The sequence below is a fragment of the Kitasatospora sp. NPDC022785 genome (genome assembly GCF_055561295.1).
In genome coordinates, this window is the sequence record NZ_JBVHHB010000015.1 from 131929 (window position 1) to 153114 (window position 21186).

Annotated in this window: 18 protein-coding genes and 1 pseudogene; 10 read left to right on the forward strand and 9 right to left on the reverse strand. The window is 73.8% G+C overall.

Annotated elements, in window-relative coordinates; genetic code table 11:
- Nucleotides 1–165: 165 nt before the first annotated feature.
- Nucleotides 166–861, forward strand: coding sequence for a FadR/GntR family transcriptional regulator (locus tag ACZ3YO_RS23130; RefSeq protein WP_380392138.1), 696 nt, complete (start codon nucleotides 166–168; stop codon nucleotides 859–861).
- 145 nt (nucleotides 862–1006) lie between these two features.
- On the opposite strand, the gene ACZ3YO_RS23135 is transcribed toward ACZ3YO_RS23130, so the two are convergent.
- The gene (locus ACZ3YO_RS23135; RefSeq protein WP_465572316.1) at nucleotides 1007–2008 is read right to left on the reverse strand and encodes a 1-aminocyclopropane-1-carboxylate deaminase/D-cysteine desulfhydrase; all 1002 of its coding nucleotides are present in this window, start codon (nucleotides 2006–2008) and stop codon (nucleotides 1007–1009) included.
- A 275-nt stretch (nucleotides 2009–2283) separates the two neighbouring features.
- Here ACZ3YO_RS23135 and ACZ3YO_RS23140 point away from each other — a divergent pair, with 275 nt between their 5' ends.
- Nucleotides 2284–5100, forward strand: a complete 2817-nt coding sequence (locus ACZ3YO_RS23140; protein ID WP_465572319.1) for an SdrD B-like domain-containing protein — start codon at nucleotides 2284–2286, stop codon at nucleotides 5098–5100.
- A gap of 279 nt (nucleotides 5101–5379) precedes the next feature.
- Nucleotides 5380–6105: a hypothetical protein gene (locus ACZ3YO_RS23145; RefSeq protein ID WP_465572321.1), complete on the forward strand. Its 726-nt coding sequence runs from the start codon at nucleotides 5380–5382 to the stop codon at nucleotides 6103–6105.
- Nucleotides 6106–6159: 54 nt separating this feature from the next.
- Here ACZ3YO_RS23145 and ACZ3YO_RS23150 read toward each other — a convergent pair whose 3' ends face one another.
- Complete coding sequence (locus ACZ3YO_RS23150) at nucleotides 6160–7470, reverse strand: right-handed parallel beta-helix repeat-containing protein (RefSeq protein ID WP_465572324.1); 1311 nt, start codon at nucleotides 7468–7470, stop codon at nucleotides 6160–6162.
- Nucleotides 7471–7537: 67 nt separating this feature from the next.
- Between ACZ3YO_RS23150 and ACZ3YO_RS23155 the strand changes: the two genes are divergently transcribed.
- The 4 genes from ACZ3YO_RS23155 to ACZ3YO_RS23170 all read left to right on the forward strand — a co-directional run bounded on the left by ACZ3YO_RS23155 (nucleotide 7538) and on the right by ACZ3YO_RS23170 (nucleotide 12646).
- Nucleotides 7538–8758 carry a Dyp-type peroxidase gene (locus ACZ3YO_RS23155; protein ID WP_465572326.1) on the forward strand — a complete coding sequence of 407 codons (1221 nt, stop codon included), beginning with the start codon at nucleotides 7538–7540 and terminating at the stop codon, nucleotides 8756–8758.
- 240 nt (nucleotides 8759–8998) lie between these two features.
- Nucleotides 8999–9697, forward strand: a complete 699-nt coding sequence (locus ACZ3YO_RS23160) for a hypothetical protein (RefSeq protein ID WP_465572329.1) — start codon at nucleotides 8999–9001, stop codon at nucleotides 9695–9697.
- A gap of 272 nt (nucleotides 9698–9969) precedes the next feature.
- Complete coding sequence (locus tag ACZ3YO_RS23165; RefSeq protein WP_465572332.1) at nucleotides 9970–11190, forward strand: ROK family protein; 1221 nt, start codon at nucleotides 9970–9972, stop codon at nucleotides 11188–11190.
- A gap of 121 nt (nucleotides 11191–11311) precedes the next feature.
- Nucleotides 11312–12646, forward strand: a complete 1335-nt coding sequence (locus ACZ3YO_RS23170) for an LLM class flavin-dependent oxidoreductase (RefSeq protein ID WP_465572335.1) — start codon at nucleotides 11312–11314, stop codon at nucleotides 12644–12646.
- Nucleotides 12647–12775: 129 nt separating this feature from the next.
- On the opposite strand, the gene ACZ3YO_RS23175 is transcribed toward ACZ3YO_RS23170, so the two are convergent.
- The 7 genes from ACZ3YO_RS23175 to ACZ3YO_RS23205 all read right to left on the reverse strand — a co-directional run bounded on the left by ACZ3YO_RS23175 (nucleotide 12776) and on the right by ACZ3YO_RS23205 (nucleotide 18823).
- Entirely contained in the window at nucleotides 12776–13666 is an 891-nt protein-coding gene (locus tag ACZ3YO_RS23175) for a TauD/TfdA dioxygenase family protein (RefSeq protein ID WP_465572337.1), read from the reverse strand.
- A gap of 36 nt (nucleotides 13667–13702) precedes the next feature.
- On the reverse strand, nucleotides 13703–14062 hold the full coding sequence (locus ACZ3YO_RS23180) for a 4Fe-4S dicluster domain-containing protein (RefSeq protein WP_465572340.1): 360 nt from the start codon (nucleotides 14060–14062) through the stop codon (nucleotides 13703–13705).
- A complete protein-coding gene (locus ACZ3YO_RS23185; protein ID WP_465572343.1) occupies nucleotides 14059–15648 on the reverse strand; it encodes an FAD-dependent oxidoreductase in 1590 nt (529 codons plus the stop codon). The genes ACZ3YO_RS23180 and ACZ3YO_RS23185 overlap by 4 nt, the downstream gene beginning before the upstream one ends.
- Before the next feature lie 10 nt (nucleotides 15649–15658).
- Nucleotides 15659–16573 carry an ABC transporter permease gene (locus tag ACZ3YO_RS23190; RefSeq protein WP_465572346.1) on the reverse strand — a complete coding sequence of 305 codons (915 nt, stop codon included), beginning with the start codon at nucleotides 16571–16573 and terminating at the stop codon, nucleotides 15659–15661.
- Nucleotides 16570–17394 (reverse strand): ABC transporter ATP-binding protein, encoded by an 825-nt coding sequence (locus ACZ3YO_RS23195; protein ID WP_465572349.1) that lies wholly within the window; start codon nucleotides 17392–17394, stop codon nucleotides 16570–16572. Before ACZ3YO_RS23195 ends, ACZ3YO_RS23190 begins: the two co-directional genes overlap by 4 nt.
- Nucleotides 17395–17401: 7 nt before the next feature.
- Complete coding sequence (locus tag ACZ3YO_RS23200) at nucleotides 17402–18457, reverse strand: ABC transporter substrate-binding protein (RefSeq protein WP_465572352.1); 1056 nt, start codon at nucleotides 18455–18457, stop codon at nucleotides 17402–17404.
- Nucleotides 18458–18739: 282 nt separating this feature from the next.
- A complete protein-coding gene (locus ACZ3YO_RS23205) occupies nucleotides 18740–18823 on the reverse strand; it encodes a putative leader peptide (protein WP_352296006.1) in 84 nt (27 codons plus the stop codon).
- Between the two features lie 218 nt (nucleotides 18824–19041).
- Here ACZ3YO_RS23205 and ACZ3YO_RS23210 point away from each other — a divergent pair, with 218 nt between their 5' ends.
- The 3 genes and pseudogenes from ACZ3YO_RS23210 (at nucleotide 19042) to ACZ3YO_RS23220 (ending at nucleotide 21099) form a co-directional block, all read left to right on the forward strand.
- Nucleotides 19042–19425 carry a cupin domain-containing protein gene (locus ACZ3YO_RS23210; RefSeq protein ID WP_465572355.1) on the forward strand — a complete coding sequence of 128 codons (384 nt, stop codon included), beginning with the start codon at nucleotides 19042–19044 and terminating at the stop codon, nucleotides 19423–19425.
- Nucleotides 19426–19952: 527 nt separating this feature from the next.
- Nucleotides 19953–20255: pseudogene (locus tag ACZ3YO_RS23215) on the forward strand (alpha/beta fold hydrolase); the annotation flags it as partial.
- Nucleotides 20256–20328: 73 nt separating this feature from the next.
- Nucleotides 20329–21099: a thioesterase II family protein gene (locus ACZ3YO_RS23220; protein ID WP_465572357.1), complete on the forward strand. Its 771-nt coding sequence runs from the start codon at nucleotides 20329–20331 to the stop codon at nucleotides 21097–21099.
- The last annotated feature ends 87 nt before the right edge of the window (nucleotides 21100–21186 follow it).

Genomic DNA, 21186 nt, shown 5'->3' on the forward strand with positions numbered 1-21186 from the left:
GACCGTAGCCGGCCCGGACGAATCACGGCCTGCGCGGGGCAGCCGCCGTACGGAAGGCGCCCGGTGGATCTTGCCGGACGGCCTTGGGCGATCGCGATCAGGGCCGGCTCCGGGCAGGTGCCGGGGAGACTATGCTGCAGGGATCAGGACCAGGGAGGCAACGGCGTGCCAGTCACCGACTCGGCGATCGAGAAGATCAAAGCCATGATCGTCAATGGTGAGCTGCACCCCGGTTCGCGACTCCCCAACGAGGCCGACCTGGCCGAGCGGCTCGGTCTGTCGCGCAACTCCCTGCGCGAAGCGGTGAAGGCCCTCTCGCTCATCCGGGTGCTCGACGTACGCCAGGGCGACGGCACGTACGTGACGAGCCTGGAGCCCAACCTGCTGCTGGACGCGCTGGGCTTCGTCGTCGACTTCCACCAGGACGACTCGGTGCTGGAGTTCCTGGAGGTCCGCCGCATCCTGGAGCCCGCCGCCGCAGCCATGGCCGCCCGGGTGATGCCGGACGAGGACATCGCCGCGCTCGGAGAGGTCCTGGAGAGCCTGAGCGACGACGCCGGTCTGCAAGAGCTGATCGACAATGACCTCGAGTTCCACCGCAGGATCGCGGCCGGTTCGGGCAACACCGTCCTGTGCTCGCTGATCGACGGCCTGTCCGGCCCGACCGCCCGGGCGAGGATCTGGCGCGGGCTGACCGAGGAGGGCGCGGTCGACCGGACCCGCCAGCAGCACCGTGCCATCCTCGACGCCATCGCCCACCGCCGACCCGACCTCGCGCACGCCTGGGCGACGGTGCACGTGGCAGGTGTCGAGCAGTGGCTTCGGGACACCCTCGGCGCAGCCGGATCCTCGCTCGGCTGACGCGGGGTGCGTGCCTCAAGGGACGCGACCTCCGCGCAGCCGGGGCGGTGGCCGAAGGCCTGAGGCCGGTCTGCCGGTCTGCCGGCTCACGCGGCGACGTCGAGGGCCCCGCACCGGGCCGTCCGGGAGCCGCCGGAAAGCTCTGCTACCTGGGGCCGAAGGTGTTGAGGAACACCACGGGCTCACTGCCGAAGTACCCCGCCTCGTCGAGGCCGATGAGCGCCGCGAAGGCCTTGGCGGTGTACGTCCTCTCCAGGTGCAGGCCGGCCCGGGCCGAGGCACGGCGGAGGGCCTGCTCTCCGGGTGCGGTCGGGTGCGCGTAGCCGGGACCGAGCCATCGGTACTCGGCGACGACGTCGTGCGGGCCGAGCTCGACTCCCGGCAGGCCGGCCCCACGAGCGCGCAGGAGGGCCCGGGCCTTCCCCGCCCGTGCCACGAGCGCGGCGCCGTCCAGTCGGAGGGTGTCGTTGACGACGACTCCCAGGACACGCGTCCGCAGACCGGCGAGCCTGAGCCCCAGGGCCAGCCCGGCGGCGGTGCCGCCCGATCCGACCGGTGTCACGATCCACCCCGGCTCGGGCAGCAGCCCCTGGGTCACCTGGTCGGCCAGCTCGAGCGCGCACTCGACGGACCCGAGCGTCCCCAGTGCTGAGGAGCCGCCGGGAGGGAGGACGTAGGGGAGGGTGAAACCGTGCGTGTGGCGGGCGACGAGCCAGGGCACCGCGGCGATCAGCCGGGTCCTGGTGTGCAGGAAATGCAGAGCGGCACCGGAGGACCGCAGCCGCCGGAGCTGCGCCCGGACCTCGTCGTCGACCGGATGGTCGACCAGCGCGAGGGCGACGTCGAGCCCCTGCTCCCGGCCGTAGAGCGCGGCCGCCAGGCCCCAGTTCGTCCCGAGCCCGCCGACGCTGAGGATCGTCCGGGCGCCCCGGCGCCGGGCCTCGGGCAGCAGCCACTCGAGCTTGCGGACCTTGTTGCCACCCCAGCCGCCGCTGCCGTAGCCGCTCTCGTCCTTCAGCCACACCGGAGAACGGAAGCCGACCTCCGTCAGGGGGCGAACCGGCGTCGGCCCGTCTCCCAGCGGGAGGTACGGCAGGGACGCGGCGAGCGCCGGCCGGAGCCGGTGGAGCAGCGGACGACGTCTCATGAGGGCGACTGTAGGGGAAGTCCAGGTGCGAGGGGAGAGCTCCGAGTGCCCGTTCGATCCCGAACCCTTCAAGCCCGCCGCACCCGAGGCCGCACCCCGTGCGGGGCCGTCCGGCTCCGTCGGAACGTCTGACGTGGTGTCAAAGTTCCTAGTTTTCCTGCGAACTTGTGCGGAGCCCCTTTAAGATCCCTTTAAGGAATGAGCGGCTTCCCGCCCATGCGTGAACTCCTTCGCGAGGTAGGGGCGGCAGGCCCGAGCGCACGATGAGAGCAGGGATGACAACGACACGTGAACAGAGGCCCGGTGCCGCGCGCGGCCCGGAGCGGCGGCGGCCGGGTGTGTTCGGCCGCCGCGCCGTGGGCGGCACCGCGGCGCTGGTCGTCGGAATCGGCGCCGGCTCGTTGGTGGCGGCCCCGGCCGCCTTCCCGCAGGCAGGCGACGGGACGGTGACGGTCCGCGTGGTGCGGGCCGTGGACACGAGCGGGGTGTGGACGCCCGCGCTGGAGCCCGGCCTGGCCGGCGTGAAGGTGACCCTCACGGACGACGCGGGCGCCGGCATCGAGGGCACCACGGCGGCGGACGGCACGGTGACGCTGGCGCCGGCCAAGCTCACCGGCGGCAAGTACCGCGTCCAGGTGGTGAATCCGAAGCCGGGCAAGCTCTTCCCGGCCTTCGCCTCGCGGCAGGGCCTGACCGGCGCTCCCACCCAGCTGAGCAGCAACGAGGAGTTCGTCGACCTCTCCGGAGGCAAGAACGTGGCGTACACCACCGGGCTGTGGAGCCCCGGTGACTACTGCCAGAAGAACGCACCGCTGGTGACGACCTGTCAGCCGACCACGCGCGAGGGCGGGACGCAGCGCACGCTGGTGTCCTTCCCGTACAGCGCGCGCGGGCAGGACGGCGTGGACGTCAACGTGACCGACCTCGCCACCAACGCGGAGACCGGCGCGCTGTACGGCATCGCGTGGAACCGGGCGGACCGGCGGGTGTTCTCCTCGGCCGTCGCCAAGCGCACCACGGACTACGGCCCCGGCGGCGCGGGCGCGGTCTACGTGACCGACCTCGCACAGAAGCGGACCACGCTGTTCGCCACCGTCCCGGACGCCGGCGCGACCGTCCACGGCGCCGGCACCGACGACGCGTTCCTGGCGGTGCCGGGCAAGGAGAGCCTCGGCGGCATCAAGGTCACCGACGACGGTAAGGACCTCTTCGTCGTCAACCTCAACGACCGCAAGCTCTACCGCTACGACGCCACCGGGCCCACGGCGGCCGCACCGAAGGCCGCCTACCCGATCCCGGACCCGGGCTGCCCCGCGGCCGGGGACTGGCGGCCGTTCGGCCTCGGACTGCAGGACGGCACCGGCTACCTCGGCGGAGTCTGCTCGGGCGAGTCGACCGGCAGGGCGGCCGACCTGCGCGCGGTGGTGCTGCCGTTCGACCCGGCCACCGGGGCCTTCGCGGCGGCGGTCCTGAACCAGCCGCTGGACTACCCGCGCCAGTCGACCGTCGGAGGGGGCGCCTGCGACGGAGCGGGCTGGTTCCCGTGGACCAACACCTACCCGACCTCGCAGAACGGCCAGCCCTGCACGTCCTACATGGCCCAGCCTGAGCCGGAGTTGGGCGAGATCGCCTTCGAGACCGACGGCTCGATGCTGCTGTCCTTCCGCGACCGCTTCGGCGACCGCGCACCGGCCGGACCCACGCCGGGCTCCGTCTCCGTCGTCATGTCGGGCGGTGACCTGAACAAGGCCTGCCCGGCCAACGGCACGTACGTGATGGACACCAACAGCGGTTGCGGACTGTCCCCCCGGGGCACCCGCTTCTTCGACACCGGCTGGGGCGGTCACCACAACACGGCGTTCGCCGGCATGGCCTTCTCCAAGGCCGAGAACACCATCGCGACCTCCGCCTTCGACCCCAACCACACCGCCTTCGGCTACGGCACGTCGTTCCTCCAGCGGAACGGCACGCAGGACCCGAAGTTCGGCCTGCGGCTCAACCCGGCGGGCACTACCACCCCGTTCGGCAAGGGTGCTTCGATGGGCGACCTTGAGGTGCTCTGCGACCAGGCCCCGCTCCAGATCGGCAACCGGGTCTGGTACGACCCCGAGCGCAGCGGAGTCCAGCGCCCGGGCCAGCGCCCCGTACCGGGGGCGACCGTCAACCTCTACGACGAGACGGGGAAGCTCGTCGGCACCACCAAGACCACGGCGCGCGGCGAGTACTACTTCGACGACTCCAACGTCACCGGCGGCCTCGAGCCGCGCACGAAGTACACCGTCAGGCTCGACAACCCGGCCGACTACGCCAAGGGCGGCCCGCTGTACCAGTGGGTGCCGACCGACGCCGACGTCGGCGACAACCGGTTCGTCGACTCCAAGGGCGTCGTCCCGGCGGGCGGGCAGTACGCCGAACGAGCGCTCACCACGGGCGGACCGGGCGAGAACGACCACACCTACGACTTCGGCTTCCGACAGCAGGAGGGCGCGCTGCGCCTGGTCAAGCACGACCAGGACGGCGAGCCGCTGGCCGGCGCGAAGTTCCGGCTGTGGAAGGAGAGCAACGGCACGGACGGGCTGCAGAGCGACGGCGAGAAGCCCGACACGGCGGTCGGCGACCCCTGTACGACCGGGGCCGACGGCATCTGCAAGGGCAGCGGTGTGCCGGGGGCGTACTACTGGCAGGAGCTGGCGCCGCCGGAGGGCTACGCCCAGCCGGCGGTGACGGTGTTCGGGCCGCTGGTGCTGAACGCCGAGAACCTCGCCACCGGAGTCGAGGTGACGGCCGTCAACCGGCTGATCCCCACGCCGACCCCGACGCCCACGCCGACGCCGACGCCGACGCCGACCGGAACGCCCACGCCCACGCCGACCCCGGCACCGACCGAGGTGACGCCGATGACGCAGGCTCCGACGCTGCCGAGCCCGGCGGCGACGCCGCCCGCCCCGCAGGCCCCCGCCCCCGGATCGCACCTGCCCGGCACCGGTGCGAGCGAGGGGATCCCGGTGATGCTGGCCGGTGCGGGCACGGCGACCGCGCTCGGCGCGGTGCTGGTACTGCTGGCCCGCCGGCGCAGGGCCCGGCAGCAGTAGCACGCCCTGCGTGGCGGTCCTGAAGGACCGGCACCGATCGGGCGGGTCCGTGGACTCCGGTCCCCGGACCCGCCCGACTGTCGTGACCGACCGACGAGAGAAGGCAAGCGCATGGCCCGGACGGCGGAGCCCCGCAAGGCGGCAGCCCGGAAGGCCGAGGGCCGGAAGGCCGAAGCCCGGAAGGCCGAGGGCCGGAAGGCGGAGCCCCGGAGAGCCGAGTCCGGGAGGGTGGCGGCCGAAACCGGTGGGCCGCGTCGCCGGTCCGTCCGGCTCAGGGCCGTGATCGCGCTCGTGGCGTGCGCCGTCGCGGCGGGCGGCGTCGTCGCCTACCGGACCGTCGCCGACGGCACCGGGGAGCGGGCGGTGACCGTCGACGAGGCCTCCCGGCTGGCCCTCTCGCGCCTGAACCTGTTCCAGGCCAGCCCGGTCACGGTGGCACTCACCGCCGCCGAGGGCGGGGGCGTCGACGTCCGGGTCGAGGGCGTCGTGGACTACCGCACCCGTCGGGGCGTGGGCCGCTACCGGGTCACCGGGGCGAGCGGCCCGCTCGACCACGGCCTGGTCGTCTGGGACGCCGGCGGCCTCGGGCTCGCCCCCGAACCGGCCGGTGCCGACGGCCCGGCCTGGCAGCAGGCCGAGCGCGTCCCCCGGCAGGGCTGGTCCCCGCGCACCTACACGGCGGACCCGCTGGACGCCGGGCTCCAGTTGCTGGTCCAGCTCGGCGCCGACCGGCCGGACAACCCGCTGTTGCTCGCCCAGTCCGGGGCCCGTTGGCTCGGCAGCGACCGCCTGGACGGCCGGACCTACGACCGGTTCGCCGGTCCGCGCGCCCAGGGCGCCGCGCCCGACGGCGGGCGGTCACCGCTGACCTACTGGGTCGACGGCGACGGCACGCTGCGGCGGATGACGATGCGGATGCCGGGCCTGGGCACCCCGACCACGGTGGAGTTCGCCGGGCAGGACACCGGCGCCAGGCTGCCCGAGGCGCCCTGGCTCACCGGCTGACCCCGGCCCGCCGCCCGCCCCCTCGGCCGTCCCTCACCCCGCCAGCCGCGTCCCTCACCCCGCCGGCCGCGCCGGGAGCGTGCCGGCGTCCGTCGGGAGCGGGTACGCCCCAGGGTCCACCGCGCCCGGCAGGCCGGTCGCCGGGCGGCCGGGCACCGTCGCGTCGGGCAGTGACGGCTGCGCGGGCGGCGCCGGCACCCGGCTGAACGGGACACCGGGCGGCGCCTGAACCGGAGCCGTGCGGCCCGGGGACAGCGGCCCGCGCCCCTGGCCGCCGCAGGCCGCCGCGGCCTCCAGGCCGTCCGGGCTCTGCGTGGCGGGCCGGTTTCCGCCGAAGCAGTTGCCGGGGTCGGCCGAGGCGAGTACCAGGTCGGCGCCGTTGCCGTCCACCTGGTTGCCCTCGACCCGGTTGCCGCTCGCCGGGTGCCCCGGCGGGTCGGTGACGATCACCCCGGCCGCGCGGTTGCCCCGGACGAGGTTGCGCTCCACCCGGTTCGCGGTGCCGCCGCCGATCCCGATGCCGATCCCGAAGCCCCCGTCCGCCTGCTCGGGCGTGTCTGCGGCGTTGTTGTCGACGACCACGTTGCCCGCGATCACCGCGCCGTGCTGCGGGGCCAGCGCCTCCAGGTCGTTGGAGTTGACTGTGACGCCCACCCGGTTGCCGGCCACGCGGTTGCCCAGGATCGACAGGCCGTCCGAGGCGTTGGTCAGCTCGACGCCGACCGCGTTGCGCTCCACGGTGTTGCCGCGCACCAGGGTGTCGCAGGGCTTGCACTGGCCGACGTAGATGCCGGAGTCGGCGTGCCCGGAGGCGTAGGAGTCCTCGATCACGCCGGCGCGCGCGTCGAAGGCGTAGATGCCGTACAGGCCGTTGTTGTACGCCGTCACCCGCGTCGCGCGGAAGCCCTCCACGGGCGGGAAGCGGGCGGTGTCCAGCGGGTCGTACGCCGAGCCGCCCGCGCCGCGCTGCTGCAGCTTCGCGTCGGTGACGCCGGTGAACAGGACGCCGTTGGCGAGGTAGCCGTGGACGGTGAGGTTCTCCACCACCGAGCCGGGGCCGGTGACGGTGATGCCGTTGGCCAGCTTGAGCCCGCCGTCGAGAACCACGGTGGAGCGGTCCGTCCCGCGCACCACGACGTTCCGCTTGGTGACGTGGACGCTCTCGGGGTAGGTGCCGGGGCCGATCAGCACCGTGTCGCCCTCGCGCGCGACATCCACGGCCTTCTGGACGGTGGGGAAGTCCTCCGGCACGCGGACCACGCTCCCGGCCGGATGCCTGGCGTCGTCCGAGGCCGGACCCGCGGAGGAGCACCCCGCGGTCAGGGCGACCGCGACGACCAGGGCGGTCGCGGTCACGGTGGCCATGGGAGTTGACTGACGATCAGGCGACGTGATTTGCATGGCATGTGTTCTATCGTCTCCAATAGGGCGCATGCCCACCGAACCGGAAAACGCGTCGCCGTCGAGCCCGCCCGTCGCGCCCGGTCTCGGGCGGCGACGGGCGCTGCTGGCGGCCGGTGCGGTGCTCGCCGCCGGCGTCGGGGCGGCGGCCGGCGAACTGGCGGACGGCGACCGCCCGCCGGGCCGCGCCACCGCGCTCGGTGGACCACCGTCCGAGGCGCCGGCTCCGTTCCACGGCGCCCGGCAGGCCGGTCTGACGTCCAGTCAACTCCCGGCGACGAAACTCGTCGCCTTCGACCTCCCGCCGACCTCCGCCGCCGCGGACCGGGAGGCCCTGCGCACTCTCCTCGCCGGCTGGACCCGCATCCTGGCCGCGGCGACGGCCGGGTCCGGCCCCTCGCCCGACCCGCGCCTGCGGGCCGACGGCACCACCCGCCTGACCTCGCTGGTCGGCCTCGGCCCCGCCCTCGCCACCAGGCTCGGCCTCGCCGTCCCCGCCGCACTGGCCGAGCTGCCGCCGTTCCCCGGCGACCGCCTCGACCCGGCGCGCAGCGGTGGCGACGTGCTGCTCCAACTCTGCGCCGCCGACCACTGGACGCTCGCCGTCGTCACCGAACTCGCCACCACGGCCGCCCACTCCGCCGGCGCCACGCCCCGCTGGTCGCAGTCCGGCTTCCTGCCCGGGACGGAGCCGGGCGCCACACCCCGCAACCTGTTCGGTTTCAAGGACGGCACCGCCAACCCGGACGAGGACGCCGCCCGGCAGTGGGTCTGGGGCCCGCCGGGGCCGCACGAGAACGCCACCGTCCTGGTCTACCGGCGGATCCGGATGGACACCGCCGCCTTCGCCGCGCTCCCCGAGGAGAAGCAGAACCTCGCGATGGGCCGCCGTGCCGGCGACGGCGCCCCGCTGACCGGCACCGCCGAACACGACGAGCCCGACCTCTACGCCAAGCACCCGGACGGCGCCTACGTCATCCCGGCCGCCGCCCACGTGCGCCTCACCGGCCCCCGTCTCGACGGCGGCGCCCGCATGCTCCGCCGGGGCTACAGCTACGACGACGCCCCCGGCGACCGTGGCCTGCTCTTCTGCGCGTTCATGCGCGACCCGGGCCAGTTCACCCGCGTCCAGGACCGCCTCGCCGCCCGCGACGCCCTCAACCCCTTCGTCGAACACACCGCCTCCGCCGTCGCCTACGTCCTCCCCGGCGCCTCGGAGGGCACTGCCCTGGGCGACCATCTGTGGTCGTGAGGCCCCGGGGCCTTCACGCCCGGCTTCACGCCCGCCCTCACGCCCGGCGGACCGGGCACGCGGTCACCGCGCCGCTCGACGAACCGGCAGTCGGCCTGCTGCGCTGACCCGGCCTGCCGATCGGACTTCCACAGGTTCGTCACAAGGACGCCGTGCCCCCTCCCCCCGACGGCCACGTCCCTGGAAGCATCGTTGCCGGGCGTCGGGGAGGTGCCCGGGTACGCGATCGAGGGGGTTGCGATGAACGCGCGAATCAGGGACGCGAGGCCGCCCGGCGGATTCCGACGGATCGCCGGGCCGGTCGTCCGTGTGCTGACGCAGGTCCTGTTCCTGGTGGCCGGACTGGCCACCACCGTGCTCGGCTTCACCTGGTTCGTCGACGGCTACCACGCGGTGGGCGCCTACCGCCACGCCCCGATGTGCGGCACCGCGGCGGCCACGCCCGGCACTGACTGCGTACTGCACGAGACCGGCAAGGTGACGGCGCGGAGGGCCGACAACAGCGACGAAGGCACCACCTACCTGCTGACCGTGGCACGCGAGACGGCCCCCAAGCACAGCTACACCGTCGGCAAGGCCTTCTACGACGACGCGAAGGTCGGCCTGGACGTGGACCTGGCGGTCTTTCGGGGGCACGTGTCCGAGCTCTCCTACCACGGGCACCGCGCCCAGAACCCGAGCACGCCCTGGCTGACCAGCCTGAAGGTGGCCATCCTGGCCGGCCTGGGATCGGCGCTCACCGCCCACGGCCTGACCTGGTGGCGTTCCGGCGCGCAGGCGGGCCCTTTCCTCATCGCCGCCTTCCTCACCTTCCTCTCGTTCTTCGGCAGCCTCATCCTCATGTCGACGCAGTGGCCGCTCGCCGTCACCCTGGGCATCCCCGCCCTCGGCTGGCTCGTCATGACCGCCGGGAGCACGGCCGCCGCCTGGGACGAATGACGCTCCCGGCCCCGACCCGACCGGGAGCTCCACACCTGCGGGACAGGGAGGACGGGTTACTCCCGCCCCCCTGGAACCCTCCCTGGGTGAACACCGTGGAACACCCGCCGTACGGCGGTGCTCTCCCGGCTCGCCGGTGCGGGATCGCGGCTACGACGGACCGACGGTCCCGGCCTGGGCGAACTCGATGACGCCCCCCGCCCGGGCACCCGCCCGGGCCGCTTCACGCCCTCGCCACGCCCGTGCAACACGCCGCTGGGAGCATCGACCGCATGCTCTCCCTGGTTGCCCCGCCCACGCACGACAGGGCCCCGCTGCCCACCGAGGGCGGCGGGGCCGGGGCCGTGCTGCGCGCGGTCCTGACCGGCGGCCCGCTGACCCGCAGCGCCGTCGGCCGGGCCACCGCCCTCAGCCCGGCCGCCGTCTCCCGGCACACCGCCGACCTCACCGCCCTCGGGCTGCTGCGCGTACTGCCCCCGCCGGACGGTCCGCCCAGGGCGGGGCGCCCGCAGCTGCCGCTGGACATCGACACCCGTCACCACCTCGCCTGCGGGGTGCACATCGGCGTACCGTGGCTCACCTTCGCCCTGCTGGACCTGCGTGGAAGGGTGGTCGCCCACGAGCGCCTGCCCCGGCGCGGCGACGCCGGCGCCGTCCTGGGCACCATCCGGGCCCACCTGCCGGGTTTCCTGGCCCGTCGGGCCACCGGCCACTCCGTGCTCGGCCTCGGAGTGGTCACCGGCGGCTGGGTGGACTCCGAGAGCGGCAGCGTCGTCGCCCACGGCCCGCTCGGCTGGCACGACGTCCCCGTCCGCGACGTCCTGGCCGACGCCACCCGGCTGCCGGTGCACGTCGACAGCCACGCCCGGGCGCTGGCCCAGGCGGAGCTGCTGTTCGGCGCCGGCAGCACGGCCACCGAACTGGTCCAGCTGTTCGTCGGCAACGTCGTCGACGCGGCCATCGCCACCGGCGGCAGCGTGCTGCGCGGGCGGCGGTCCCGCGCGGGCGACATCGGCCACCTCGCCGTACCCGGCTCCACCGAGCCCTGCTCCTGCGGGCGTACCGGCTGCCTCCAGGCCACCGTGGCGGACCGGACCCTCGCCCGGCGGGCCCACGTCCTCGGCCTGATCCCCGCCCCCGACTTCGGCCTGCTGCTGGACCTGACCGGCACCGGGAACCCCGCCGCGATCCGGCTCTTCGAGGAGCGGCTCCGGCTCGTCGCGCCCGCCGCCGGCCTGCTGCTGGACGTCCTCAACCCCGAGGTCCTGGTGGTCAGTGAGGCCGGGATGTCGGTGGCTCCCCGCCTGCGCCCGTACCTGGCCGAGCAGGTCCGGCTGCACTCCAACGCCGCACCCGAACAGCTGGTCACCGCGACCGCCTTCGGCGTCGAGGTGCTGGCGGTGGCGGCCTGCGCCGGGGTGCTCGACAGCGTCTACCAGCGGCCGATGGAGCTGCGGACGGCCGGGAGCCCGACCGCCCGGACGATGCGTTGAGCCCTCGTCAACGGCGCATTAATTCCACCGGCAGGTGAATCGTTGAACGGCCGGAGGACGGGCCGGAGAATCGGGTCATCCCCTTTCCACGCCCGCCTTCCGAGCTCCGGAGCGTTCCGTCATGCCCGAAAGTCCCACCGAGCGCCAACTCCACTTCAATCTCTTCCTGATGGGTGTCGGCCACCACGAGGCCGCCTGGCGCCACCCCCGCACCGACCCGTCCGCCGCAGGTGACGTCGCACACTTCCAGCGGCTCGCCCGGGCCGCCGAGGCGGCCTCCTTCGACTCGGTGTTCCTCGCCGACGGCGTCGAGGCCCGCTCCGACGGGGGCTGGGGCCTGATCAGCCACTTCGAGCCGTTCACCCTGCTCACCGCGCTGGCCACGGTGACCACGCGGATAGGCCTGATCGGCACCGTCTCCACCGGTTTCTCCGAGCCCTACAACCTGGCCCGGCAGTTCGCCTCGCTGGACCACATCAGCCACGGGCGGGCCGGCTGGAACATCGTCACCTCGGCCGGCGACCGCGCCGCCCAGAACTTCGGCCGCAGCGCCAACCAGGACCACGCCGTCCGCTACGAGCGGGCCGCCGAGTTCCTCGACGTGGTCACCGCGCTGTGGGACAGCTGGGAGGACGACGCGCTGCTGCTGGACCGCGCGAGCGGGGCCTTCGCCGCCCCGGGCCGGGTGCACGACATCGACCACGTCGGCAAGCACTTCCAGGTGCGCGGGCCGCTGAACATCCCGCGCAGCCCGCAGGGCCACCCGCTGCTCGTGCAGGCCGGATCCTCCGACAACGGCAGGGCCTTCGCCGCCCGTTGGGCGGAGGCGGTGTTCACCGCGCAGCAGACGCTGGCGGAGGGGCAGGCCTTCTACGGCGACCTCAAGCGCCAGACCGCCGAGGCCGGCCGCGACCCGGCCCAGGTGAAGATCCTGCCCGGCGTCGTCCCCGTCCTCGGCTCCACCGAGGCGGAGGCACGCGCGCTGGAGGAGGAGCTGGACGCGCTGATCAACCCGGCCCGCGCGGTCGGCGTGCTCTCCACCGTGCTCGGTGTCGACCTCACCGACCACCCGCTGGACCAGCCGCTGCCGCCGCTGCCGCCGGTCACCGAGATCAACGGTGCCAAGAGCCGCTTCGAGCTGATCCGCGACCTCGCCGAGCGCGACCGGCTGACCCTTCGCCGACTCGTCGGGCGGCTCGGCGGAGGCCGGGGCCACCAGGTCGTGGTCGGCACCCCCGAGCAACTCGCCGACCACATCGAAACCTGGTTCACCCAGGGCGCGGCCGACGGCTTCAACATCATGCCGCCGGTCCTGCCCGGAGGCCTGGACGACTTCGTCGAGCAGGTGGTCCCGATCCTGCGGGCACGCGGCCTGTTCCGCGAGGGCTACACCGGGAACACCCTGCGCGAGCACTACGGCCTGCCACGCCCGGCCGGGCGGTACACCGCGGCGTGACGGCCGCACGCCGGGCCGGCGCCCGGCCGCGCGGGGAAGGCCCGGACCACTCCTTGAACCTAAGCAGTGGTCCGGGCCTTCCCCGTGGCGCCCGTCCACGCGGAGCCCTCCGCGTGGACGGGCCGCCGGTCAGGGCGTGTAGTGCGAGGCGTCGTCACCCTCCAGCGCCTGGCTGGACTCCCCGGTCACCCCCACCGGGACGTCACCGGCGACGGTGACGCGGTGCAGGCGGCGCGGCAGGCCGTCGTAGTCGTCCGGCGCGTAGTGCTGGGTGGCGCGGTTGTCGAACAGCACCACGTCCCCCAGCTCCCAGCGCCAGCGGACCACGTTCTCGGGCCGGGTCACGTACGCCTGAAGGCTGCGCAGCAGGTCGTGGGACTCGGCGCTCGGCAGGCCGACGACCGACTGTGCGAAGCCGCCGATGAACAGCCCGCGCTCACCGCTCTCCGGGTGCACCCGTACCACCGGGTGGGCGGTGCGGTACTTGCGGGCGGTGAAGACCCGGCGGCGCTCCTGGTCCGCGGCGTCCAGCTCCTTGCCCTGCGCGTAGTCGTAGTCGTTGGTGTGCACGGCCCAGAGCCGGTCGGCGAACTCGCGAAGCTGCTCCGGCAGGTCCCGGTACGCGGTCTGGGTGTTGGCGATCAGCGTGTTGCCGCCGTACGGCGGGACGATCAGGCTGCGCAGGGTACTGGCCTTCGGAGGCGTACGGACGAAGGTCACGTCGGTGTGCCAGCGGTTGGCCCGGCCGCCGTCCTCGCTGTCCACCGCCAGGACGTTCGGCTGCCCGTCGAGGGCGGGGACGGTCGGGTGCGCGGTGGTGAGGGTGCCGAAGTTGGCGGCGAAGCGGGTCTGGCCGTCGTCGTCCAGCTGCTGGCCGCGGAAGAAGAGCGCCTTGTGCTCCACCAACGCGGCGTTGAGCTTCTCGACGGTACCCGCATCGAGTGCGGCGGCGGTGTCGACGCCGAGGATCTCGGCGCCGATCCGGCCGCCGACCTTGCGGATCTCGAAGGTGCTGGTCATCGGATCTCCTTCGGACGGTGTGTACGGTGCGGACATTCAGGAGGTGATGGGGGTGGCCGAGGCGGCCGGCCCCACGGCCGGGCCGATCGCGCGCAGCGCGCCCGGGGTCCGGCCCCGTCCCCAGCCGATCTGCGCGCGGTAGCTGCCGAGCAGCCCGGCCTCGGTCAGCCGCCGCTCGTCACGGACGGCCGGGTCCTGCGGCTGCGGGTGGGTGTACGGGGCGACGAACAGCGCGTCCACCGGGCAGTTGGCCTCGCACTGGAAGCAGGTCTGGCAGTCGTCCTGCCGGGCGATCGACGGGACGCCGTCCGCGCCCCGCTCGAAGACGTCGGTCGGGCAGACCTTGATGCATCGGTCGCAGGCGATGCAGCGCTCCGGGGAGACGAGTTCGATCACGCGGCGGCCTCCGTGGCGGTACGGGCGAGCGGGCGGGTCCAGACCTCGTCCAGACCGCCGGTGGCGATCCGGTGGTGCTGCGCCGGATCCTGGTCGGGGTGGTCGAGCCGGCGGGCCATCCCCCGGGATTCGGTCCGGGCGAGCGCCGAGCGGTACATCCAGCGGGCGTTCGCGGCGAGCGCCGCCGCCTGCCGGGCCCGGATCGCGTCCGTACCCGTGGCCCGCAGCCCGGCCCGCAGCCGTGCCCAGGTCTCGTCGAGCACGGTGAGCGCACCGGTGAGGCCATCCCCGTGCCGGAGGTAGTTCTTGTCGTACGGAAGCACCTCGCGCTGGACGGCGGCGACGATCTCGCGGGCGTCCCCGCCGGGCGTCCCGGTGGGGCGCAGCCCGGCCCGGCCGGCCGGGGCGAGCGTACGACGACGGGCACCGGGTCCGAGCGCCCGCGCGTACCCGGCCGCGCCTCGCCCGGCCCAGGTGCCCGAGGACATCGCCCAGGCCGCGTTGTGGCTGCCGCCGCCGGTGAAGCCCCCGCAGATCTCCTCGCGGGTCGCGGCGTCCCCCGCCGCGTACAGGCCGGGGACGGTGGTGCGGCAGTCGTCGCCCGCGATCCGGATGCCGCCGGTGCCTCGCACGGTGCCCTCGGCGAGCAGGGTGACGGCGAACCGGTCGGTGAACGGGTCGATGCCGAGCCGGTCGAAGGTTAGGAAGAAGTTCGGCTGGGCCAGGCGCATCGCGCGGCGGGCCGCCTCGTCGGCGCGGTCCAGCCGGCAGTACACCTTCTGCCCGGCCAGCAGCGAACGGGCGATCACCGAACGGCCGCCCTGGCTGGCGGCGCCCTCCAGCGCGGCGCCGTCCCCAGTGGTGAAGGTGGCGTACGAGTAGAAGGCGGTCTTGGTCACCGAGGTGTGCTCCGGCGCGATGCCGTAGGCGTTGGAGAACTCCATCCCCGAGAGCTCGGCGCCCACCTCGGCCGCGTAGAGAGCGCCGTCCCCGGTGTTGGTGTTCGTACCGAGTGCCTTGCTGAGGAACGCGCAGCCACCGGTGGCGAGCACCACGGCCCCCGCCCGCACCAGGAAGGGGTGCCCGGCCTGCCTGCGGTGGCCCGCCGCACCGGCGACCGAACCGTCGGCGGCGGTGAGCAGTTCGGTGACGGGGCTGTGGTCGAGGATGCGGACACCCGCCCGCCGCACCCGGATCCGCATCCGGCGCATGTACTCGGGGCCCTGCAGACCGTTCCGCAGCTGGCGGCCGTCCGGACCGGTCGGGAAGGGATAACTCCCGCTCTCCGCCAACTCGTTCATGTTGGCGTAGGTCTGGTCGAGGACCCTGGCCATCCAGCGCCGGTCGGCCAGGTGGCCGCCGAGCGCCTCCCGGCTCGCCATCGCCGCCTCGCGGCGCGCCGGCTCCGGGTCGACGTACCAGACGCCGGTGCCGCCGGCCGCCGTCGAGCCGCTGGTCCCGCAGTACCCCTTGTCGGCCAGGACGACGTCCACGCCGGCGCGGGCTGCGTCCAGCGCCGCCCAGGTGGCCGCCGGGCCGCCGCCGATCACCAGGACGTCGGCCGCGAACTCCTGCTGTGTACTCACGTCACACCTCTCAACTGCCCAGCGGGGCGCGCCAGGCGGTGAACCGGCGCTCCAGCGCGACCAACAGCTGGTTGAAGACCAGCCCGATGACGGAGATCGTCACGATGCCCGCGTACATCTGCGGGATCGCGAAGTTGTACTGCGACGCGTTGATCAGATAGCCGAGCCCCGCCTTCGCCCCCACCATCTCGGCGGCCACCAGCACCAGGATCGACACCGCCCCGGCGAGCCGGACACCGGTGAAGATCACCGGCACCGAGGCGGGCAGGATCACCTTCTGGAACAGGCGGGGTGCGGAGAGGTCCAGCGAGCGGGCGAGCCGGATCAGCGTCGGGTCCACACTGCGCACCGCGCTGATGGTGTTGAGCAGGATCGGCCAGAGGCAGGCGTACAGCACGATCGAGATCTTGGACGTCTCGCCGATGCCGAGGATCAGCACGAACACCGGGAGCAGGGCGAGCGCCGCCGTGTTGCGGAACAGCTCCAGCAGCGGGCTGAGCAGGTTGGCCACCGGCCGGTACCAGCCGATCAGCAGCCCGAGCGGCACGCCGATCACCACCGCCAGGCCGAAGCCGCTGAGCGAACGGGTCAGGCTGGCCGCCGTGTTGTCGGCCAGCTGGCCGTTCTGCAGCAGCCCGTACCAGGCGTCCAGCACCTCGCTGAACGGTGGCAGGAAGGTCGGGTCCACCAGCTCGAAGCGCGGGGCGAGCTCCCAGAGCAGCAGCAGCACGAGGATCGCCACGGACTTCGTGGCGCCTCTCAGCAGCAGCCCCGCGAGGCGCCGCAGCACCCCCGGCCCGTGGGCCGGGGCCGGCGTGCCCGTGGCACCGGTCGGCCGGTCCTTCGGCTCGGCAGACGAAGCCGGGGCCGGCGTCGGGGCCGTCCGCACGGCCACCGCCGGGCGCGGGTTCAGGTCGGTGCTCATACGCGGCTGACCTCTCTCTCCAACTGCTGCGCACGGCTGACCTCGTCGTGCAGCAGGCTCCAGATCTGGTGGCGGTAGCGGGCGAACTCCGGGCTGGAGCGCAGGTCGTGGCCGGCTGCGCGCTCACCCAGGTCGATCGGGACGACTTCCTTCACCCGGCCCGGGCGCGAGGTGAGCACCGCGACGCGGCCGCCCAGGTAGACCGCCTCCTCGATGCCGTGGGTGATGAACACGACGGTCTTGCCGGTCCGCTGCCAGATCCGCAGCAGCTCGTCCTGGAGCGACTCGCGGGTCTGCGCGTCGAGCGCCGCGAACGGCTCGTCCATCAACAGGACGGCCGGGTCGTACGCGAGACTGCGGGCGATCGCGACCCGCTGCTTCATGCCGCCGGAGAGTTCGTGCGGGTGGCGGTCCTCGAAGCCGGTGAGACCGACCAGGTCGAGGTACTCCCGCGCTCTGGCGGCCCGTTGACGCCTCGGCACGCCGGTGGCCTCCAGGCCGAACTCCACGTTGCCCTGGGCCGTCCGCCACGGCAGCAGTGCGTACTGCTGGAAGACGATGCTGCGGTCGATCCCCGGGCCGGTGACCGGCCGGCCGTCGAGCAGGATCTCACCGGAGGTCGGAGCCGTCAGACCCCCGAGGAGGTCCAACAGGGTGGACTTGCCGCACCCGCTCGGTCCGACCACGGCCAGGAACTCGCCCTTGGCGACGTCGAGTTCGACCGAGTCGAGGGCGGTGAATCCGGAGCGCCGGCGGTCACCCGCGCGCCCCCGTAGCGGGAACGTCTTGGTGACCTGGCGAAAGCTGATGTGATCGGTCATCGCGGGCTCAGCTCCCTGCGGCGGTGGGCGAGGCGGCCGGGTAGCCGTTGAACCGGTTGGTGTAGAGGTCGGCTGCCCTGACCTGCCCGGCTTTGATGTCACCGTGGGCCGTCAGCCAGTCGATCCAGAGCTGGAAGGTCCGGTCCGTGATCCGGCCGCCGGGTTCGGCGACGCCGAAGGACTTCCAGTACTGGAGCGCCGCGACGTCCTCGTTGCGGCCACGTCGCTTGATGATGTCCGCGCTGCGGGCGATCACCTCCTCGCGCGGCGTCGTCCTGGCCCACTCGATCGCCTGCGCGACCCCCGTCACGAAGACCCTCGACGTGGTCGGGTTCTGCCGGAGGAACTTGTCGGTCAGCACGAACGTGCCGGCGCTGAAGGCGCCCAGCAGGTCGAAGTCGCTGAACAGCGGCCTGATCCCGCCCGCCGCCAGCGCCTTGTCCCGTAGGACGCCGCCCAGCGAGGCGACCTCGATCTGCCGCTGCCGCAGCGACTGCTCGGTGTTGACCGGGGGCACGACGATCCGCTCGACCCGGCGCAACTCCGGTGCGGCGAAGCCGTTGCGCTGGAGGTAGGTGTCGAGCACCGCCTCGACGTGGGCGCCGAGCGTGTTCATCCCGACCTTCTTGCCGATCAGGTCCCGGGCGGAGCGGATCGGGCTGTCCTCCAGCACGTAGTAGCCGGTGAAGGAGGCGGCGTCGACGCCGTAGTAGCTGATCGCCGCCTTCACCGGCGCCCCGGCCGCGATCAGCTTGACGACGGCGCCGTTGAACGCCCCGCCGAAGTCCGTCTGCCCGGTCGCCGCCGACTGGATGTCCTGCGGGCCGCTGATCGTGTTGCCCACCCACTCCAGCTTCACATCGCCGAAGTAGCCGAGGTCCTCGGCGAGTTCGGGCAACGTCACCTGCCCCACCCAGCCCTGGTAGCGGAGCTTCTTCGTCTCGGCCCCGCCGCCTGCCGCCGTCGCCCGGCCGCAGGCGGCCGCCGCCGCCGCGACCGCGGCCAGCGTGAGGAACCGGCGTCGGGAGGTGGGTCGGGAGGCGGGCCATGAGGTCACGGGCATGGGAGGTCCTTTGCGGGGTCGGCAGAGTACGCCGACGGGGACGGGCAGCAGGGCTGCCCGTCACGCGGCGAGGCGGGTGAACGGCCGGTGGTGGACGGGAGCACCCGGCGCACAGGCCGGGGCGGAGGCTGAGGAGGACGGCACGGCCGGGTACGGCGACAGCCCGGAGCGGCCGCCGCGACGGCGGGGCGACCGTGCCGGCAGGGCGACCGTGCCGGCAGGGCGACCGTGCCGGTTCAGGCCGGCAGGTGAGAGCAGCGCGTCAGCGCGAAGGGGCGCCGGTCAGTGGCAGACGGCACAGATGGCGCTCGCGTGCCGTCGTAGATCGACGTGCAGGCGGCCCACAAGGCGCTCGGATTGGCTCACGTCCGACAGCCTGGCAGCCGACCCCGACCAGGTCAACGAATGTTCAGCCGCCGGAAGAAACCCGCTTCCGCCGGGGGTGCCACGCGCCCCTGGTCACGGCTTCGCCGGGCGTGCCGGGGTACGCCCACGGACGGCCCCGGATGCGTCGGGCCCGGCGAGGTGGTCAACTCACGACGAGGGGACGTCCCGAAGAAACCGCACGGAGTGGAGGCCCACCGATGCCCAAGGTGTCCAAGAAGACGGCGACGCAGGTCCAGGAATTCGGGCCGGTTGTCGACCGGCGCGCGGAGATGGGGGGCTACACGGTCGAGTTCGTCTCCTTCGGGGCCGATTCCGACCTGGACGGCCCGCTGCAGGCGCTGCCCGGCGGGGCGTGCCAGTGTCCGCACTGGGGCTACGTCATCGCCGGCCGCATGCGCTACGTCTTCGGAGACCACGATGAGGTGTACGAGGCCGGCGACGCGTTCTACCAGCCGCCGGGGCACCGGCCGTACGTCGAGGCGGGCACCGAGCTGCTGCAGTTCAGCCCGACCGACCAGCTCGCCCGGACCGAGCAGGCGATCGCCGAGTGGATGAGCCGGCAGCAGGGCGGCACGCCCTAGCCGGCCGCTGCGGCCCGCTCAGGAGGATCGTTGCGGGCCGGGTAGTCCGGTCGGCCGAGGACGGTCGGCCGACTCCGCTCGGCCGATTCCGCTCGGGCGATTCCAGCCGGGAGGCGACGGGACGGCGGGGTCACGGGTGCCGGCGCGTCGCGTCCTCGGCCGTGCGCGCCGTGTGCGCGAGCGGATGTCGGGTGCGGGTACGAGCATGGGGGTAGGAAAGGAGCGCGGGCACCGGATTCGAATGTTGCTGCCGCGGAGGGCCGATGCGCGGGGACGGACGGGTCGCGAACGCCTGGCTCGCTCTGCTGAGCCGGGACTGGCTGGGACTGCCGATTGCGCTGCTGGTGACGGCGGTGGGTGTCGGCCTCGTGGCGCTGGAGAGCGCCTGGGCGGTGGTACTCGGGTGGATGGCTGTGACTGTCGGTGCAGTGCTGGCAGCGGGAGCGGTGCGGCACCTGGTGCTGGTGGCCCGCGAGGCGCGGGCGCGGCCGGTGCCGGGGAAGCTGGTCGACGTGGGAGGCCACCGGATGCACCTCCTCGCGGAGGGGGACGCCGGGGACGGCCCCACGGTCGTCTGGCTGCCGGGGGGACACGCCTCCGGCGAGGACTTCCGGCACCTGCACGTGATGACGGCGGCGCGGACCCGCTCGGTGCTGGTCGACCGGTTCGGCTCGGGCTGGAGTGACGTCGGGCCCTTCCCGAGGACGACGGCGGCCGAGGCGGAGGAACTCCTGGCTGCGCTGGAGGCGGCGGGGGAGCGGGCTCCGTACGTGTTCGTCGGCCATTCCTTCGGCGGGCTGCTGGTCGCCAATGCCGCCAGGCGGCGGCCGGACCTGGTGGCCGGGCCCTCGCGGCGTTCAGCGCCAAGCTCAACTCCACACCGTCACGCGGCCGGTGGTAGCCGTGGGACACCCGGTCACCCGGCCGGCACCAGCCCGGAGCGAGGCCGGCGCGTGGTTCCGCGTGCACCGGCGCGCGCAGCAGCCGAGGCTCCGACTGGTCTGCTTCCCGCACGCCGGCGGCACCGCCGACTTCTTCGACAGCTGGCCCGCACGGCTGCCCGCCGACGTCGAGCTCCTGGCGGTCCGCTACCCGGGACGGCAGAACCGGCTCCTGGAGCCCTTCGCCCCCGACCTGCCGACCCTCGCGGACGAGATCCACACCGCCCTGGAACCGTACCTCGACCGGCCGGTGGCACGGTTCGGCCACAGCATGGGCTCGGCGGTGGCCTACGAGGTCGCCCTGCGGCTCGACGGCCGCGACCGCCCGCCCACCCGCCTGCTGGTCTCCGGCCGCGTCGCCCCGCACCGCGCCGCGCCCACCGACCTGCACGCCCGTGACGACGAGGCACTGATCGCGGACGTCCGGCAGCTGGGCGGGCCCGGGGCGGAGGCCTACGACGACCCGGAGCTGCGCGAGCTGACCCTCCCGGCGCTGCGCGCCGACTACCGTCTCATCGAGACGTACCGCCCACGGCAGCCGAGACCCCTGCGCGCACCCATCACCGCGTACGCGGGGGAGAGCGACCCCGACTGCCCGCCGGACGGTGTCCGTGCGTGGTCCGAACTGACCGTCCCCGGCGGCTTCGAGCACCGCTGGTTCACGGGCGGACACTTCTATCCGACCCCGCCCGAGGCCGAGCTGCTCGCCGACCTCACCGCGCGGCTCGCATGACGGCGGCGGCTCGGCCGGGCAGGAGCCCGGCCGAGCCGCCGGCACGGCAGCGAATCCCCAGCCCGCGGCGCCCGCTTCACCCGCGTC

Coding starts and splice junctions, on each gene's coding strand:
- ACZ3YO_RS23200 (WP_465572352.1), bottom strand. CDS start 18,457: ATGCCCGTGACCTCATGGCCCGCCTCCCGACCCACCTCCCGACGCCGG.
- ACZ3YO_RS23135 (WP_465572316.1), bottom strand. CDS start 2,008: ATGAGACGTCGTCCGCTGCTCCACCGGCTCCGGCCGGCGCTCGCCGCG.
- ACZ3YO_RS23190 (WP_465572346.1), bottom strand. CDS start 16,573: ATGAGCACCGACCTGAACCCGCGCCCGGCGGTGGCCGTGCGGACGGCC.
- ACZ3YO_RS23210 (WP_465572355.1), top strand. CDS start 19,042: ATGCCCAAGGTGTCCAAGAAGACGGCGACGCAGGTCCAGGAATTCGGG.
- ACZ3YO_RS23170 (WP_465572335.1), top strand. CDS start 11,312: ATGCCCGAAAGTCCCACCGAGCGCCAACTCCACTTCAATCTCTTCCTG.
- ACZ3YO_RS23150 (WP_465572324.1), bottom strand. CDS start 7,470: ATGGCCACCGTGACCGCGACCGCCCTGGTCGTCGCGGTCGCCCTGACC.
- ACZ3YO_RS23140 (WP_465572319.1), top strand. CDS start 2,284: ATGACAACGACACGTGAACAGAGGCCCGGTGCCGCGCGCGGCCCGGAG.
- ACZ3YO_RS23165 (WP_465572332.1), top strand. CDS start 9,970: ATGCTCTCCCTGGTTGCCCCGCCCACGCACGACAGGGCCCCGCTGCCC.
- ACZ3YO_RS23160 (WP_465572329.1), top strand. CDS start 8,999: ATGAACGCGCGAATCAGGGACGCGAGGCCGCCCGGCGGATTCCGACGG.
- ACZ3YO_RS23175 (WP_465572337.1), bottom strand. CDS start 13,666: ATGACCAGCACCTTCGAGATCCGCAAGGTCGGCGGCCGGATCGGCGCC.
- ACZ3YO_RS23195 (WP_465572349.1), bottom strand. CDS start 17,394: ATGACCGATCACATCAGCTTTCGCCAGGTCACCAAGACGTTCCCGCTA.
- ACZ3YO_RS23155 (WP_465572326.1), top strand. CDS start 7,538: ATGCCCACCGAACCGGAAAACGCGTCGCCGTCGAGCCCGCCCGTCGCG.